The organism is Acinetobacter sp. OYA S30, from assembly GCF_033599315.1.
Taxonomy (GTDB): Bacteria; Pseudomonadota; Gammaproteobacteria; order Pseudomonadales; family Moraxellaceae; genus Acinetobacter; species Acinetobacter baumannii.
The window spans coordinates 1-16,526 of record NZ_JAWVAV010000025.1; the positions used below are offsets into that span (position 1 = coordinate 1).

A 16,526-nucleotide genomic window follows, 5' to 3' on the forward strand; every position below is an offset into this window, starting at 1 on the left:
CCATTATTTCTTGGCAGCCTTTGCCAAAAGCTATAACGACACCACATAAACTTTAAAACAGTTTGAGGGCCATTAGGCTTTTCAGGCTTTAAATCGTCACAACCAAAAACTTAGCAACAATAAAACGTGAGATGTGCCAAGCACAGTCTTTATAGGCTTTGCTGTGCCTTTTTTTCTCCCAAAAAAGTATCTCATTTACAAACAACAAGAATTTATAACGGTAAAATTATGCGAAATTTAGTTCTCCCAACACGTGCCTTATATGTTGTAAATAAAGCAATTGATCTGTTCCATCACCGTGGTTTTCACCTTGTTGGCGTCGACAGATTAGTGAAAGAATCAGAAGTTACGAAAGCCACTTTTTATAATTATTTTCACTCTAAAGAGCGGCTTATTGAAATCTGTCTGATGGTGCAAAAAGAAAAACTCCAAGAACAAGTGGTCGCAATGATTGAGTATGACTTAAGTACCTCCGCAATAGATAAACTCAAAAAGCTTTACTTTCTACATACCGATGTAGAAGGGCCGTATTACTTATTATTTAAAGCCATTTTTGAGATTAAAAATAGCTATCCCAACGCTTATCAAACCGCGGTACGGTATCGAACATGGCTAAAAAATGAAATTTATAGCCAGCTTAGAATGCTTAAATCTGATGCTTCATTTAATGATGCCAAACTATTTTTATATATGGTGGAGGGCACAATCATTCAGCTTTTAAGCTCTGGTGGGGTAGATGAAAGGGAGAGATTATTAAATTGCTTTTTGGGGCAGTTTATAACCGAGTCAAAGTCAATTTTATAATTAATGCCATATTAAAGGCTTTCATCTATTTATGATAAAAACAACAAATAGAATGAAAGCCTAAAATTTGAATTACAACTTAGAATGTATTTTTGATAATGACGTCATCGTAAGGAAGTTTACCCACGCGTGGATAAGGTTCTGAAGCTGCTTTACCAACCGCAATCATTAAACACACCACGTGATCTTCAGGTAAGTTAATAAGCTTTGCCATTGCATCAAAGTCAAAACCATCCATTGGACAGCTATCTAAACCATGCTCTTGAGCAAGTAACATAAGGGTTTGAGCAAAGATGCCCGCACTACGCATCACTTCATCACGTTGGGTTTGTGGGCGGTCACGGTAATACTGGTCGATTGCACCAACCATAATATCTTGAACTTCTGGAGACGCTCCATCCCATACACGTTTAGCGTCAACTTCCCATGTATTTACTTTGGCACATAACACAATCAGTAATGATGACTCTGTTACTTGTGGTTGGTCCCAAGCAATCGCGCGAATTTTTTGTCTTAACTCTGCATCTTCAACAATGACTGGACGCCAATGCTGCAAGTTAAAAGCGCTTGGTGCATTTGCTAAAACTTCTTGTAATAACTGCTTTTTGTCATCTTCAGAGAGTTGAAAAGCAGGGTCGAAGCGTTTAACTGCACGGCGTTTGCGGAGAGCATCAATAACATTCATAAGATTTTCCTACTTGAGAGTTGGGTAGCCGTAGTCGTTAGTTTTTATAACGTTGGGCTACTTCAGCCGAAGAGAAGTTTGGTAATAATGTCATACGCGATTTTTCAAAATTATTCCATTGATTTTCATCTTTCAGCACAGGAATTGTAATTGTTTCTTTACGATCAAAACCAATCAGGGCTGCATCGACCAAATCATTGACATCCATTAATGGCGGAACTTGGCTTAAATCTATACCTGAACGTTCCCAAATTTCGGTTTTAGTGGCAGAAGGCAATACCGCTTGAACATGCACGCCATGATCTTTTAGCTCTAAATGTAAGCCTTGGCTAAAAAATTGGATGAAAGATTTACTTGCGCCATAAATGGTAGAACCAAATTCAGGCGCTAAGCCAAGCACAGAGCCTAAATTAATAATGGCGCCTTTACCTTTGCGTATAAGGGATTGCGACATTGCATGAGACAACCGTACCACCGCAGTCATATTTAAAGTCAGAAGTTTTTCAATCTCATTACGATCTTGAGTTAAAAAGTTTCCGTTAAGGGCAATTCCAGCGTTATTTACCAAAATTTCAATATCAGCATCGTTTTTGAGTACATCTTCAATTTTGAAAATATCTTGATCATTTGATAAATCGGCTTGAATGAACTCCAGCTGTACGCCGTATTTTTCTTGAAGGTCTTTTGAAATTTTATCTAAACGGTTGGTGTCTCGTGCCACCAAGATTAAGTGATAGCTACGTTGAGCAAATCGATCTGCATAAACAGAACCAATTCCTGACGAGGCCCCTGTAATAAGTACTTTTGATTGAACTGACATGTGATGTCTCCACGCTTTAATTTTTAGATGATGATAATAATCTAAAATATACAGGTTTTGATGTCAATCATAATCAATGTATAATAATGACGAGCAAGGTGAATAAAAGTGAGCGCACCAACATGAAAGTCAGTAAAACTCAGGTAAAAGAAAACCGAGATAAAATTGTTGAAAAGGCGACTCAACTGTTTCGTAGCAAAGGTTACGACGGGGTAGGTATTGCCGAGTTAATGTCTAGCGCAGGCTTTACTCATGGTGGGTTTTATAAACATTTCAGCTCGAAAACAGACCTTGTTACTATTACTGCCAAATATGGTCTTGAGCAGGTTTTAAAAAGAATAGAAGGTTTAAACTTAACCCAATTTATTCAAATGTATGTGTCTCGTACACATCGGGACAACCGTGATCAGGGCTGTACCTTAACAGCGCTATCTTGTGATGCCGCAAGACAGCCCGACGAAGTAAAAGTCGAGTTTGAAGAGGGCATTGAGCAGCTTATTGAGTTCATTATGAATGAACGCGCAAAACAAGTTTCTTTAGAAACAGAAGAGCTGAGAAAGCAAGCTATTAATATTCTTGCTCAGTCAGTAGGGGCAATTGCATTGTCTCGTGCATGCCCAGACCAATCAAACCTTAGCGATGAAATCTTGGAGAGCTGTAGAGAGAGTCTTTTAAAATTAACCGATTAAGTTTTTTTATCTTTTAAGTTGGTTTGGCTAAACTGAATTAATCTCGCAATATCCACTGTTCGCTCATAAATGAGTTCTGCTGCATGTTCGCAGGCGTGTTCTAGGGTGATGGGGCCATTGGCTAGTGAAAAAGCAGCGCTTACACCGTGCTCATAAAGTGCTTGGTAGTCTTCACCTAAAGTTCCTGCAATCACAATGACCGGAACATTGTGGGCTTTGGCAATTTGGCTTACCCCAAAAACAGTTTTACCACTTAAGGTTTGTTGGTCAAATTTACCTTCACCCGTAATCACCCAATCTGCATTAGAAATTTTATGCTCAAGCTGATTCAGTTCAGCCACAACTTTAACTCCAGCTTTAAAGTCTGCATTTAAATAACTTTTGGCGGCAAAACCCAAACCACCAGCGGCACCAGAACCCGCTTCATTTCGTTTGTCGAAACCTAAAAGTTGTGCCGTGACATCGGCAAAATGGGCAAGGGCTGCATCGAGTAACTGTACTTGAGCAGGAGAAGCACCTTTTTGTGGACCAAAAATATGTGATGCGCCGTTTGGGCCACAAAGTGGATTGGTCACATCGGCAGCCAGTAAAAACCGTGTGTGCTGAATACGTGAGTCGAAATGTGTTAAATCAACTTTGGATAGGTGGCTAAGGGCAAGGCCACCCGCGGGTAAAACGTTTTGGTTAGCATCGAGTAAAACTGCGCCCAAAGCACTAAGTAAGCCTGTGCCGCCATCGTTGGTGGCGCTGCCGCCCACAGTTAAAATAATGTCTTTTGCGCCCGCGTCTAAAGCCTCCAAAATGAGCTGGCCTGTTCCAAATGTTGTGCTTTGGCAGGCATCACGCTCAGACGGTGGAACTAACTGTATGCCACTCGCTTGAGCCATTTCAATCATGGCAATTTTTTGTTTTTCTAACCAACCCCATTTGGCCTGAACAGGCTGACCTAATGGCCCGACTACAGTTTTTTCACGCCATTGACCATCGCAGACTTCTAAAACAGCTTCAATGGTTCCTTCGCCGCCATCGGCTATTGGGCACAAAATCGTTTCTGCATGAGGAAATACTGCTTGCCATCCTTGGGCAATGGCTTGAGCTACCTTTAAAGCCGATAAGCTATCTTTAAATGAATCAGGGGCGATCACAACCTTCATAAATGCTCTAATGCAGATAAATTTTTAATTGTTTTATACTGCTTAATGCGAAAAAAACATAGATAAAGTCGTGTAAGTGTCAATTTTAAAAAGCTTTCAGTCTGTTAAAAATGAAACCTAATAATGTTTTTATCTGTAAAAGATAGAATTAATATCTATTTAACTCTTTGTTTTATATGTTTTTATGCAAATAATGTGGTTGGCTTGAATTATTGTAATTGTAAAGAATATGGCACATATTATAAGAACGGTTGAGCCGGCTTTTAGCATAGTGGCAATAATATAAAAAGTGGACTCTACTCATCGGTAAACAGCGGGTAGCTTTGATAAAACCATAATTAAATTGTGATTTCACTGAGCCTGTTGAGTGTAAAAAAGATAAGAGGATGAAAAAGTGGATAATTCAGAAGAACAAAAGCACATACAGGAAAATAACGGTTTTGCGCGAATTGAGCCATATACTCATCCTGCTGGCGGGTGGGGCGCACTGCTAAGTGTTGCTCGTAACTTAAAGCGACAAGATATTTTAGGTAAAGGTTCAATTACCTTACTCAACATTAACCAGCCTACAGGTTTTGACTGTCCCGGTTGTGCATGGCCTGAAAAGAAAGATGCTCATGCCTTTAACTTCTGTGAAAATGGTGCAAAGGCGGTTGCTTTTGAAGCAACCAGTAAAACCGTCACTCCCGAATATTTTGCAGGGCATACCGTTAGTTGGCTATCAGAACAAAGTGACTTTTTCCTAGAAGACCTAGGCCGCTTAACCGACCCAGTTCGTTATGATGCTGCAACCGATAAATATGTGCCTATTTCATGGGACGATGCCTTTAAGCTCATCGCTCAACATTTACATGCGCTAGACCATCCAGACCAAGCGGCATTTTATACCTCTGGCCGTGCCAGTAACGAAGCAGCATTTTTATATCAGTTATTTGTACGAAGCTTTGGTACAAATAACTTTCCAGACTGTTCAAACATGTGCCATGAAACCACAAGTGTGGGTTTGCTCGACTCGATTGGTTTAGGAAAGGGTACAGTCACCCTAGAAGATTTTGATTTAGCCGACGCCATTTTTAGTTTTGGGCATAACCCGGGAACCAACCATCCACGTATGTTAGGTACTTTGCGTGAAGTGTCTAAACGCGGTGGCAACATTATTGCGATTAACCCTATTAAAGAGCGAGGTCTCGAACGTTTCCAAGATCCGCAAGCACCGCTTGAAATGATGACCAATGGCAGTACACCAATTAGCCGCTATTATTTCCAACCTAAAATTGGCGGCGACTATGCACTGATGTTAGGTATTTTAAAGCACTTACATGAGTGGGATAAAAAGGCCCTTGCATCAGGTAAACCAAGCGTTTTTGACCGAAACTTTATTGCAGTCAATACCGTTGGTTTCGACGAAATGATTGCGGAGGTAGAAAGAACGGAGTGGGCAGATCTTTATAAGCACTCAGGTCTGTCACCTGAACATTTAGAAAAACTGGCTAAACTCTTTTTAGAGTCAGAGCGTTCAATTTTCTGTTGGGGAATGGGGATTACCCAGCATCGTCACGGAACTGCTAACGTACATATGCTGGCAAATTTATTGTTGGCGCGTGGTCAAATTGGCAGACCGGGTGCAGGGCTTTGTCCGGTTCGCGGGCACAGTAACGTGCAAGGCGACCGCACTATGGGCATTAATGAACTCCCAAGCCCGAAACTTCTCGATAATATTGACCGTGTGTTTGGTATTAAATCACCAAGAAAAAATGGATATGGTGTGGTTGAAACCATTAAAGCCATGGCCGAAGGTGATATCAAAGTCTTTATTGGTTTGGGCGGAAATTTTGCCGTTGCAACACCTGACACCGCTTATACACAAGAAGCGCTTAGAAAATGTAATTTAACCGTACATGTGGCAACCAAGTTAAATCGTAGCCATTTGGTGTGTGGTAAAGATGCGCTTATTTTGCCATGTTTAGGCCGTACCGAAATTGATGAGCAGCTTCATGGACCACAAGCTATTACAGTTGAAGACTCAATGAGTAATGTCCACTTGTCTGCAGGGCGTAATACTCCAATTTCTAAAAATATTTTGTCTGAACCCGATATTGTGGCAAGAATGGCTGAGACCGTGCTGCCAGAGAGTCAGATTAAATGGAAATGGTACATTGAAAGCTATGACCGCATTCGTGACTCAATTGCCGATGTGTTTGATGAATTCCATGATTTTAATTTACGCGTTTATAAACCCGGCGGTTTCCATTTAGAACATCCAGCTAATCAGCACATCTGGAATACAAAGAGTGGTAAAGCGCAATTCCTGATTACGCCACTTGAAGAAGTCTATGCGGATAAAGAAAATCAGTACGCTGCCGCATATACCGAAAGTAAGGTTTATACCTTAATGACCACCCGATCTCACGACCAATACAACACCACTTTATATGGTCTGGATGACCGTTACCGTGGGGTTTTTGGTCAGCGCCGTGTGTTGTTTATGAATCAAGCCGATATTGATGAAGCGGGCTTTGAAGCAAATCAGTGGGTCGATATTGAAAGTGTTTTCTCGGATGGTGTGAAGCGCATTGTGCATAGTTTCCGTATTGTGCCGTACAACATTCCACGAGGCAGCTTAGCGGCTTATTATCCGGAAACCAATCCTTTGGTGGCCTTAAGCAGTCATGATAAATATGCCAAGATTCCGGCTTCTAAAAGTGTTCCTGTGATTTTACATCCCGGAAATGCGCCAGAGCATTTTAACTTGGCAACAGCCGTTGACCCTGAAGATGCCAATAAGAAAGTTAGTAGTCTTTAAGTGAATCTGATTTTTTAAAATGAAATTTAAGCAAAAGGCGCTCTAAACAAGCGCCATTTTGAAATAAAGGAAATAATTTTGACACCACATGCTTATGGGGTTGAAACATTGCCAGTACAGCGGTTTAACAAAACCGAATCTGAAAATGTCTTAGATCATATTGTGCAAGAGTACCCAATTGCCTTGGTATATAACGGTATTTCGCATGCGGTGATGATGGCGACACCGACTGATGTCGATTTATTTGCCAAAGGTTTTAGTCTTTCGGAAGGAATTTTAACTGGCTTAAAAGAGCTCTATGCCCTTGAGGTGCATCAAAATGAATTAGGCATTACGGTGGAAATGACCATTTCATCAAGAGCATTCGCCGCCCTAAAGGAACATCGCCGTATGATGGTAGGCCGTACAGGCTGCGGTTTATGTGGAATTGAAAGCTTAGAGCAGTTTCAGTTAGACGTGCCAAAAATTACAACGCATGCATCAAAAATATGGCTTGAGCAAATTCCGAGTGCTATTTCCCATTTAAAAACTCAACAAGAAATTACTGCTTTAACGGGTGGGGCGCATGCCGCAGCGTGGGTAGTTGACGGTCAAATCGTGGCTTTATTTGAAGATGTTGGCCGCCATAATGCCTTAGACAAATTGCTCGGTTATTTAGCGCAAGAAAACTACGACACCAGTTTAGGTTTTGTGGTGATGACCAGTCGGGCAAGTTATGAACTGATACGAAAATGTGCTCAGCTCAATATTAGCTTGCTTGCTTCAATTTCAGCGCCTACCAGTATGGCCATTCAGTTAGCCAAGCAATCTGGCCTGTCTTTGGCAAGCTTTTGTAGGGGCGATGGATTTGTTTTATATACGGAAATATAAAATATATCTTTTAATGTGAAGGAATTAGGGCTGGGTTCATTCGATATTCCTTTCACTTTTAAGCTAAGGTTAGTTTTTATAGATTATTATAAAATTCTAAAGGTTCAGAGTCTGTCCAAATGTCTTGGGTACAATCAATAAAAGAATGGGCAAAACGTCTAAAAAAACAAATTATTATGCTTTGGTTTGCCTCAAGGCATCCTCAAATGCCGTGGTTACCCAAAATTATTGCTGTGGTAGCGGTGGCTTATGCGTTTAGTCCAATCGACTTAATTCCAGACTTTATTCCTATTTTAGGCTTTATTGATGATGCGGTTATTTTACCCATACTCATTTGGTTAGCAGTTCGTTTTACGCCTCAGCAAGTCATTTTTGATGCTGAACAACAAGCTAAAGAATGGCTAGATGAACATGAAAAGCGGCCAAAAAACTATTTGGTTGCCGTACTTATTATTTTAATTTGGCTCACACTTGCCGTGATGGCTTACTTTTATTTTGGCGGTGGTTTGTAAGTGAACTGAGTCTTGAAACCCTGTACTAATTTAATACCCTTAACATTGTACTTTGCCACAACTCAAAGGATAATAACGTTTTTATAAGCTATGGGTTGCAGACCATGAAAATCGTCGCAGATGAAAATTTGGCGTTTACCGATTACTTTTTTTCAGAGTTTGGCGATATTCAACATAAAGCAGGGCGCACCTTAACGCATACAGACGTACAAGATGCTGAAGCTTTATTGGTCCGTTCAGTCACCGCAGTAAATGAAAGTTTAATTCAAAATACCGCCCTAAAATATGTGGGTAGTGCCACAATCGGGACCGATCATTTAGATATTCAAGCTTTAGAAAAGCATGGCATTACATGGGCCAATGCCGCAGGTTGTAATGCACAGGCGGTTGCTGAATATGTGATTACAGCTTTACTGCATTTAGATGCTAGCCTTTTAGAACAACAAGAAAAATTTACGCTAGGTATTGTGGGTCTTGGCAATGTCGGTAAGCGCTTGGCCTATATGGCTCAGTTGCTTGGTTGGAAAGTGATTGGCTTCGACCCCTATGTACAGTTAGATTCAATTGAAAATGTAAGCTTTCAAGCCTTGTTGCAACAAGCCAATGCAGTTTCAATTCATGTGCCGCTGACCAAAAAAGGCGAACATGCGACATATCATCTGTTTGACGAAAAAGCTTTTGCAGCGCTTCAACCGAACACGATTTTAATTAATAGTGCACGCGGTCCGGTCCTAAAAGAAGCCGCTTTAATCGAAGACATTCAATGTACCCAGCGTAAAGTGGTACTCGATGTATTTGAGCATGAGCCAGTGATATCTGAAGAGCTTTTAAATATGTTGGCTTTGGCGACACCGCATATTGCAGGTTATAGCTTGGAAGGAAAAGCTCGTGGTACTCAAATGATTTATGAGGCGTTTTGTCAAAAATTTGGATATGACATTAATAAGCGTTTCGAAACCCAGTTGCCTGCATGTGAAGACTATTTTTCAGGACATGATTTAAAAGCAGTGCTCAAGCAAAAACTATCTCAAATTTATGATATTGCGCAAGATGATGCCAACATCCGTGCCTGTGTTAAAGAGGGCAAGGTAGAGCAAAAAGCATTTGATTTATTACGTAAGAATTATCCGCTGCGCCGTGAATGGGCAGCTCACGGGGGACCACAGGCATGAGTTTAAGTTATCAACCTACTTGTTCAATTGATGCTTTAAAGGCTCGTGCCAAGCTTTATACTCAAATCCGTCAGTTTTTTGCAGAACGTGGTGTCATGGAAGTTGAAACACCCGTGGTTTCACAAGCAGGTGTGACTGACGTACATTTAGCCTCAGTTCAGGCTTTACGTCATATCAATGGCAAATTGCAGACTCAGTATTTACAGACTTCGCCTGAATTTGCCATGAAACGTTTACTGGCAAGTGGCAGCGGACCGATTTATCAAATCTGTAAGGTTTTCCGAGACGATGAGCACGGGCGCAAGCACAACAGTGAATTTACCATGCTTGAATGGTACCGTCCGGGTCTGGACTTAAAAGCGTTAATGCACGAAACAGCCGATTTATTACAAACCTGTTTACAGCATCGTTTTGGCGAAGTTCGTCCATTTATTTTAAGTTATAAGCATGCTTTTCAGGACCGTTTAGATATTAACCCGTTGCAAGCGACTTTGAAGCAACTTAAAGACACAGCAAATCGTGTTGGGTTAAATCTCGACTTGGGCGATGACCGTTTAGCTTATATGGATTTGTTGTTTTCTCATTTTGTTGAACCAAGTTTAGGGTTTGATGCACCTGTCTTTTTAACTGACTTTCCACCAGAAATGGCATCTTTAGCGAAAGTGAAATTAGATGAAGATGGGGAAGAGGTTGCAGCGCGTTTTGAGGTTTATATCGAAGGCTTAGAGCTAGCCAATGCTTACGATGAATTGCTCGATTCAGACGTGTTGCGTTCTCGCTTTGAAGCAGATAATGCAGAGCGAGCTAAACAAGGACTTCATATCATGCCATTAGATGAGCACTTGTTAGCAGCATTGCCTCATATGCCAGAATGCTCAGGCATTGCTTTGGGAATTGATCGATTACTCATGGTTGCAACCGATCAACTTAAAATTGAAAAAGTCATTGCTTTTCCAGCCGAAATTGCCTGAAAACAACGAAATAAAAAAGCCACAATAATGTGGCTTTTTTATTTAGAACTTATTTAAGTTAGGCTTGTTGAATACCTGCAACAACCCAATCTTGCTGTAAACCAACAGGTTTTACAAAGTGCCAGATTTCAGTAAATGGCTGTGGCAAGCTGTTTAAATCTTCACTTACTGTACCTGTGAAACGTACGCTCACAATGTATTGACCATTTTCAGTCGCACTGTCTACAACCATTGCATTTAAGTTACTAAACTCAGCAACGTCCTGATCTTGGTTCTCCATGATGTCGTTATACATAGAGTTGTAAAGTTCAGGGGTTAAGTAACGACGAATTTCTTCAATGTTACTTGCACTATTGATTGACTGAATATGGTTAAAACGCTGACGGGCAACACGTAAGAAAGAAGCAGGCTCACTACCATCTGGTAATTGGTTACCACTATTCGTCGTTGCGCTACCAAAAGGAGCTTGTGTTGCTGCACCACCACCTACAGATTGACCAAAGATATTGGTATTGTCACCTGTATTGGTTGGAGCTGCCGAGCGGCCAAATGGGTTTTGACCGCCATTATTTGGTGCATAAGGGTTATTAGCTGCTAATTTTTTTTTTGATCCCAATTTACGGAATACAAAGAAAGCTACAGCGGCTGCAAGTAATACCCAAAGCCAGCCAGGAATACCACCTTTTTTCTCTTCTTGGGCTTGAACAGCTTGTTCATTACCAGGTTGAGTTACTTGGTGTTCAGCTGATGTTGATTTGTCATCTGCTAAAGCATTTGCTGCAACAGCACCTACGGCAGCACCAGCCACACCAGCGGCAACCATTGAACCAACACCCGGACCAGATCTCTGAGGTGCTGTAGTAGCAGGTTGTTGAACTGGAGTCACTTGACGAGGTTGTTGATAAGACTGGCTTGAAGTAGTAGAACGTGCCATACCATGGCTTTTACCACCACCTGCACGTTTAGCTTCAGCAAGCGGAGAAATTGCTAAAGCAGCCATTAAAATACCGGTAATCAAGCCACGCTGGTGTACTTCCATAGGAAATTCCTGTTTAAAGTTAATTTGTAGTAGTATTTATGCAGGTATTTACTCTAAATTTCAACCTTAAAAGTATGTTTTTTTATGTCAATTCATCACTGAGTTGCATCGCCTCAGTCAAGGCTTCATGCAAGCGGGCAACAGCAATCACTTGTACGCCCGGAATTGCTTTTTGCGGGGCATTACCTCTTGGTAAAATGACGTATTTAAACCCATGTTTTGCTGCTTCTTTTAAACGTTCCTGACCATTAGGTACAGGGCGGATTTCACCTGAGAGCCCAACTTCACCAAAAACTGCAAGCTGCTGAGGTAAGGCTTTTGTTCGTAAACTCGAAGCACATGCAAGTAAAACAGCCAAGTCCGAACCTGTTTCGGTAATTTTTAAACCACCTACAATATTGACATACACATCTTGTCCGGTGGTTTGTACACCACCATGACGATGCATAACAGCAAGCAGCATGTTTAAACGGTTTTGTTCAAGACCAAGTGCAACACGTCTTGGTTGTCCTTGAGCATCATCGACTAAAGCCTGAACTTCAACTAAAAGCGGGCGAGTTCCTTCACGGCTGATCATGACAATTGAACCGGGAATGGCTTCGTCATAACGACTTAAAAAGATAGCAGAAGGGTTAGCCACTTCACGTAAGCCTTTATCGGTCATGCCAAATACGCCAAGCTCATTGACTGCACCAAAACGGTTTTTCACTGCACGAATCATTCGATAACGTGAGTCTGATTGACCTTCAAAGTAAAGTACGCAGTCCACCATGTGTTCTAAAACACGAGGACCTGCCAATGCACCTTCTTTGGTCACGTGACCAACAATAAATAGCGCTGTGCCACTATTTTTTGCATAACGGGTTAATAACGCAGCAGATTCACGAATTTGTGAAACCCCACCCGGCGCAGATTGAAGCGTTTCTGTGTAAAGCGTTTGGATAGAGTCCAAGATTGCGACAACAGGACGTTCTTGTTCTAAAACTTCACAAATGCGTTCGACACAAGTTTCAGCCATGACTTTTAACTGGTCTGTTGGTAGGTCAAGGCGTTGGGCGCGTAAGGCAACCTGTGACAGCGATTCCTCACCCGTAATATAAAGTGCAGAACTTTTTGCACTTGCCATGTGAGTTGCTGTTTGTAAAAGAATGGTCGATTTACCAATACCCGGGTCACCACCAATGAGTACTACAGAACCTGTCACCAAGCCACCACCAAGCACACGGTCAAATTCGCTAATACCTGTTGGTAAACGGGTTTCATGAGAAACAGAGACTTTATTAAGCGTTGTAATATTGGCGACTTGACCCGCATAACCCCCAACTTTAGGACGTGCACGATGAGCAGTGGTGGGTTCTAGTTTGACTTCATTAAGACAATTCCATTCACCACACTCTGAACATTGACCTGCCCATTTTAGATGATCGGCACCACATTGCTCGCAACGGTAAACGGTTTTGACTTTGCTCATATTCGACTTCAGTGAGATAACTTCATAATCATTAAAAGCAGAGTATAGCAAAAAGCCCAATAGAGAACTTAATCGATATGGAATACATTTTGCTTAAGCTTCGGTGAGCAAAATTAAAGAGTAAATGTCATGTTTTAAAAATAGAGAGATAACGTAGTAGTCAGTCAAATTTCGAGAAAGTATTAGAAGCTCGAGAGGGAATTGGTAGTTAAAAAGTTGATCAATTGATATGGCTTTTTAATTTAAAAATCAAAGTGGTTCAAGTCTTAATTTTAGACTGAAAAGTGCGTTGTATTGCTAGGTTCTTGTGCGTATTATCGGATTTAATTGTATGTATCTTGAAATTATCAGCAATACAGACAAAAATTGGTTAGCTGAAAAGTTGTCAAAAAATATACATTTAAAAGATACCTGCAAATGGTGCGATATCGTCTTTTTGATTTGATTTTAGCTAACGGACTAAAAAAATTACTGGAGTGTATTCATAAAATGTCGAATCAAAATCTGAGCGACCCTCATGAACAAGGTGAGCTCCATCGTAGTCTCTCTAATCGGCATTTACAGCTGATCGCGATTGGTGGTGCCATCGGTACCGGATTATTTATGGGTTCAGGTAAAACAATTAGTCTTGCCGGACCTTCTATCTTATTTATTTATATGATTATTGGTTTGATGGTGTTTTTTGTCATGCGTGCGCTTGGCGAACTTCTTCTGTCAAATTTAACCTATAAATCATTTATTGATTTTTCTACCGATTTAATTGGCCCATGGGCTGGTTACTTCGTGGGTTGGACCTACTGGTTGTGTTGGATCACGATTGGTATCGCCGATCTGTCTGCAATTATTTATTACTTACAGTTCTTCAATAATGGCTTACCTTTCTCGCCTGTTGAAGGCGCAATGATTAGTGTTGCCGCGATTGTGTTCATTATGGGATTGAACTTATTAACAGTTCGATTGTTTGGTGAATTAGAGTTCTGGTTTGCACTTATTAAAATCCTTGCGATTATTATTTTAATTGCAGTGGGTCTGTGGATGATCTTTACAGGCTTTACGTCTACTACAGGTGAAGTCGCTTCATTTACTCATCTTTGGGCAAATGGTGGTTTCTTCCCAACAGGTGTGCATGGTTTCTTGGCCGGTTTCCAGATTGCAATTTTTGCTTTCGTGGGTGTCGAGCTTGTAGGAACAACAGCTGCGGAAACTAAAGACCCTGAGCGTAATTTGCCTAAGGCGATTAACTCAATTCCAATCCGTATCATTATTTTCTATGTATTGGCGCTACTCATTGTAATGTCAGTAACACCATGGAACAGAATTGATCCGGCGATCAGTCCATTTGTAAACCTGTTTAGTCAAGCAGGGGTAGCGGCAGCCGCGATTTTGATGAACTTGGTGGTATTGTCATCAGTCATGTCATCCATGAACAGTGGTGTATTCTCAACAAGTCGTATGTTGTTTGGTTTATCTCGTGAAGATCAGGGGCCAAAAGCTTTTGGTAAACTTAACAGACGTGCGGTACCGGCAAATGCATTGTATTTCTCTGCTGCGTGTTTATTGTTAGGTGCAGCATTACAGTATTTTGTACCAAATACAGTTGAAGCATTTACGCTTGCAACAACACTTTCAACGATTCTCTTCATCTGCGTGTGGTTGCTTATTATCTGGAGTTACATCCGTTATTACACCACGCGTCCTGAACTGCATGCCAAATCAACATTTAAATTGCCGGGTGGCTTATTTACATGTTGGATCACGATTATTTTCTTTATTGGTATGATTTACGTATTGTCTTTAGAGCCAGACACTTTTAAAGCGCTTAAAGTCAGCCCAATTTGGTTTGTTATTTTGATCATTGGTTATTTCTTCTTCTATAAACCACGTCATAAAAAATAATTAAATTTATTTGGTTATGATCAAACGCTGGCTGAAAAGCTGGCGTTTTTTATGCATATTGTTTTTCTATTCAAGTTTACTCTTTAGCCGCTTGCCTGATCACGGTATACTGCATCGAATTGTTTAAATCAGGTGCTCAGATGCGTCGTGTCATTTGCCTCATCAGTTTATTGAGCAGCAGTATTTTGCTTAGCGCTTGCGGTCAGTCAGGAGCATTGCAGCTACCTTCTGATCCAAATTATGACAAACGTGCAAAATACTTGCTCTATCGTAATAAAGAACAGAAACAAGTTGTGCAACAAGATGAACAGGCTGAACAGTCAGTCGAATCATCAGCCGTTCAATCACAAACTACATCACCTTAAGCTTTGAAATAAGGACACCTTCATGAGTTTCACCCGCATTAATGGAGTATTGCATGCAGAGCAATGTTCTCTAGAGCAGCTTGCACAGCAATTTGGCACACCGTTATATGTTTATTCAAAAGCAGCTTTTGAAAAACATTATTTAGATATGGATCGTGCCTTTGACTTTATTGATCATCAAATCTGTTTTGCGGTGAAGTCAAACTCAAATATAGCTGTTCTTAATGTCTTGGCAAAACTTGGTGCGGGTTTTGACATTGTGTCTGGTGGTGAGCTAGCACGTGTTTTAAAAGCAGGTGGCGATGCTTCTAAAATTGTTTTTTCAGGTTTAGGTAAAACTGAAGCTGATATTGAAACGTCATTAAATGTAGGTATTGCCTGTTTTAATGTCGAGTCTTATGCAGAGTTGGACCGTATTCAAAAAGTAGCAGCTCGCCTAGGCAAAAAAGCGCCTATTTCTTTACGTGTAAATCCTGATGTCGATGCAAAAACGCATCCTTATATTTCAACAGGATTAAAAGAAAATAAATTTGGTATTCCAAGTGATGCAGTTTATGAAACTTATCAATATGCTGCATCTTTACCTAACCTTGAAATCGTAGGTATTGATTGCCACATTGGTTCACAGCTCACTGAAACTAAACCATTTGTTGATGCTTTAGACCGTGTCATTGTGATGATTGATGAGTTGAAAAAACTAGGCATTAATCTGAAACATATCGATATCGGTGGTGGTTTAGGGGTTTGTTATAAAGATGAAATACCGCCAAGTGTTGAAGAATATGCAAACTCTATGAAGCCGGCTTTAGAAAAATTAGGCTTGAAAGTCTATATGGAGCCGGGTCGTAGCATCAGTGCAAATGCAGGTGTACTTTTAACCAAAGTTGATTTGCTTAAACCAACGACGCATCGTAACTTCGCGATTATTGATGCAGCAATGAATGATTTAATTCGTCCTGCTTTATATGAAGCTTGGATGGATATTCAACCTGTTGTACCACGTACAGATACCGAAGAAAAAACTTGGGATTTGGTTGGTGCAATTTGTGAGACAGGTGATTTCATTGGTAAAGACCGCTCACTCGCATTACAAGAAAATGACTTGTTGACTGTACTTGGTGCCGGGGCTTATGGTTTTGTCATGAGCTCAAATTACAACACGCGTGGCCGTGCAGCAGAAGTCATGGTATCAGGTGAAAAGAGCTATTTAATTCGTGAACGTGAAACGGTTGAGTCGCTTTGGGAAAAAGAACGTTTATTGCCTGAGGAGTAAAT

Annotated in this window: 15 protein-coding genes; 10 read left to right on the top strand and 5 right to left on the bottom strand. The window is 40.8% G+C overall.

Annotated elements, in window-relative coordinates; genetic code table 11:
- The first annotated feature begins 228 nt into the window (after window positions 1-228).
- On the top strand, window positions 229-804 hold the full coding sequence (locus tag R5R67_RS12690; RefSeq protein ID WP_001245306.1) for a TetR/AcrR family transcriptional regulator: 576 nt from the start codon (window positions 229-231) through the stop codon (window positions 802-804).
- Window positions 805-883: 79 nt separating this feature from the next.
- Here R5R67_RS12690 and R5R67_RS12695 read toward each other — a convergent pair whose 3' ends face one another.
- A complete protein-coding gene (locus tag R5R67_RS12695; protein WP_001100691.1) occupies window positions 884-1,489 on the bottom strand; it encodes a nitroreductase family protein in 606 nt (201 codons plus the stop codon).
- A 37-nt stretch (window positions 1,490-1,526) separates the two neighbouring features.
- On the bottom strand, window positions 1,527-2,309 hold the full coding sequence (locus tag R5R67_RS12700; RefSeq protein ID WP_318754875.1) for an SDR family oxidoreductase: 783 nt from the start codon (window positions 2,307-2,309) through the stop codon (window positions 1,527-1,529).
- A gap of 122 nt (window positions 2,310-2,431) precedes the next feature.
- Here R5R67_RS12700 and R5R67_RS12705 point away from each other — a divergent pair, with 122 nt between their 5' ends.
- Window positions 2,432-2,998, top strand: a complete 567-nt coding sequence (locus tag R5R67_RS12705; protein ID WP_000868732.1) for a TetR/AcrR family transcriptional regulator — start codon at window positions 2,432-2,434, stop codon at window positions 2,996-2,998.
- Here R5R67_RS12705 and R5R67_RS12710 read toward each other — a convergent pair.
- On the bottom strand, window positions 2,995-4,152 hold the full coding sequence (locus tag R5R67_RS12710; RefSeq protein ID WP_000869493.1) for a glycerate kinase: 1,158 nt from the start codon (window positions 4,150-4,152) through the stop codon (window positions 2,995-2,997). The genes R5R67_RS12705 and R5R67_RS12710 overlap by 4 nt on opposite strands.
- A 394-nt stretch (window positions 4,153-4,546) precedes the next feature.
- On the opposite strand from R5R67_RS12710, the gene R5R67_RS12715 reads away from it, so the two are divergent.
- From R5R67_RS12715 to epmA, 5 genes are all read left to right on the top strand, one after another.
- Complete coding sequence (locus R5R67_RS12715) at window positions 4,547-6,955, top strand: FdhF/YdeP family oxidoreductase (protein ID WP_000370444.1); 2,409 nt, start codon at window positions 4,547-4,549, stop codon at window positions 6,953-6,955.
- 78 nt (window positions 6,956-7,033) lie between these two features.
- Window positions 7,034-7,825, top strand: coding sequence for a formate dehydrogenase accessory sulfurtransferase FdhD (gene fdhD, locus R5R67_RS12720; protein WP_000187625.1), 792 nt, complete (start codon window positions 7,034-7,036; stop codon window positions 7,823-7,825).
- Window positions 7,826-7,944: 119 nt separating this feature from the next.
- Window positions 7,945-8,337: a YkvA family protein gene (locus R5R67_RS12725; RefSeq protein ID WP_000119198.1), complete on the top strand. Its 393-nt coding sequence runs from the start codon at window positions 7,945-7,947 to the stop codon at window positions 8,335-8,337.
- A gap of 104 nt (window positions 8,338-8,441) precedes the next feature.
- A complete protein-coding gene (locus R5R67_RS12730) occupies window positions 8,442-9,509 on the top strand; it encodes a 4-phosphoerythronate dehydrogenase (RefSeq protein ID WP_000706074.1) in 1,068 nt (355 codons plus the stop codon).
- On the top strand, window positions 9,506-10,480 hold the full coding sequence (epmA, locus tag R5R67_RS12735; RefSeq protein WP_000059544.1) for an EF-P lysine aminoacylase EpmA: 975 nt from the start codon (window positions 9,506-9,508) through the stop codon (window positions 10,478-10,480). Before R5R67_RS12730 ends, epmA begins: the two co-directional genes overlap by 4 nt.
- A gap of 58 nt (window positions 10,481-10,538) precedes the next feature.
- Here the strand turns inward: epmA and R5R67_RS12740 are convergent, their stop codons facing one another.
- Together R5R67_RS12740 and radA are read right to left on the bottom strand one after the other, a co-directional pair.
- Complete coding sequence (locus tag R5R67_RS12740; RefSeq protein WP_318754876.1) at window positions 10,539-11,519, bottom strand: Tim44-like domain-containing protein; 981 nt, start codon at window positions 11,517-11,519, stop codon at window positions 10,539-10,541.
- Window positions 11,520-11,601: 82 nt separating this feature from the next.
- A complete protein-coding gene (gene radA, locus R5R67_RS12745) occupies window positions 11,602-12,990 on the bottom strand; it encodes a DNA repair protein RadA (RefSeq protein WP_000048860.1) in 1,389 nt (462 codons plus the stop codon).
- A 489-nt stretch (window positions 12,991-13,479) separates the two neighbouring features.
- On the opposite strand from radA, the gene R5R67_RS12750 reads away from it, so the two are divergent.
- From R5R67_RS12750 to lysA, 3 genes are all read left to right on the top strand, one after another.
- Window positions 13,480-14,886 (top strand): amino acid permease, encoded by a 1,407-nt coding sequence (locus tag R5R67_RS12750; RefSeq protein WP_000070815.1) that lies wholly within the window; start codon window positions 13,480-13,482, stop codon window positions 14,884-14,886.
- A gap of 140 nt (window positions 14,887-15,026) precedes the next feature.
- The gene (gene lptM / locus R5R67_RS12755) at window positions 15,027-15,251 is read left to right on the top strand and encodes an LPS translocon maturation chaperone LptM (RefSeq protein WP_001255200.1); all 225 of its coding nucleotides are present in this window, start codon (window positions 15,027-15,029) and stop codon (window positions 15,249-15,251) included.
- A 22-nt stretch (window positions 15,252-15,273) separates the two neighbouring features.
- Window positions 15,274-16,524: a diaminopimelate decarboxylase gene (gene lysA / locus R5R67_RS12760; RefSeq protein ID WP_000011142.1), complete on the top strand. Its 1,251-nt coding sequence runs from the start codon at window positions 15,274-15,276 to the stop codon at window positions 16,522-16,524.
- Window positions 16,525-16,526 lie beyond the last annotated feature (2 nt).

What these genes read in the sequence shown, in the direction of transcription:
- R5R67_RS12690 (WP_001245306.1), top strand. Translation starts at nt 229, where the DNA reads ATGCGAAATTTAGTTCTCCCAACACGTGCCTTATATGTTGTAAATAAA.
- R5R67_RS12695 (WP_001100691.1), bottom strand. Translation starts at nt 1,489, where the DNA reads ATGAATGTTATTGATGCTCTCCGCAAACGCCGTGCAGTTAAACGCTTC.
- R5R67_RS12700 (WP_318754875.1), bottom strand. Translation starts at nt 2,309, where the DNA reads ATGTCAGTTCAATCAAAAGTACTTATTACAGGGGCCTCGTCAGGAATT.
- R5R67_RS12705 (WP_000868732.1), top strand. Translation starts at nt 2,432, where the DNA reads ATGAAAGTCAGTAAAACTCAGGTAAAAGAAAACCGAGATAAAATTGTT.
- R5R67_RS12710 (WP_000869493.1), bottom strand. Translation starts at nt 4,152, where the DNA reads ATGAAGGTTGTGATCGCCCCTGATTCATTTAAAGATAGCTTATCGGCT.
- R5R67_RS12725 (WP_000119198.1), top strand. Translation starts at nt 7,945, where the DNA reads ATGTCTTGGGTACAATCAATAAAAGAATGGGCAAAACGTCTAAAAAAA.
- R5R67_RS12730 (WP_000706074.1), top strand. Translation starts at nt 8,442, where the DNA reads ATGAAAATCGTCGCAGATGAAAATTTGGCGTTTACCGATTACTTTTTT.
- epmA (WP_000059544.1), top strand. Translation starts at nt 9,506, where the DNA reads ATGAGTTTAAGTTATCAACCTACTTGTTCAATTGATGCTTTAAAGGCT.
- R5R67_RS12740 (WP_318754876.1), bottom strand. Translation starts at nt 11,519, where the DNA reads ATGGAAGTACACCAGCGTGGCTTGATTACCGGTATTTTAATGGCTGCT.
- radA (WP_000048860.1), bottom strand. Translation starts at nt 12,990, where the DNA reads ATGAGCAAAGTCAAAACCGTTTACCGTTGCGAGCAATGTGGTGCCGAT.
- R5R67_RS12750 (WP_000070815.1), top strand. Translation starts at nt 13,480, where the DNA reads ATGTCGAATCAAAATCTGAGCGACCCTCATGAACAAGGTGAGCTCCAT.
- lptM (WP_001255200.1), top strand. Translation starts at nt 15,027, where the DNA reads ATGCGTCGTGTCATTTGCCTCATCAGTTTATTGAGCAGCAGTATTTTG.
- lysA (WP_000011142.1), top strand. Translation starts at nt 15,274, where the DNA reads ATGAGTTTCACCCGCATTAATGGAGTATTGCATGCAGAGCAATGTTCT.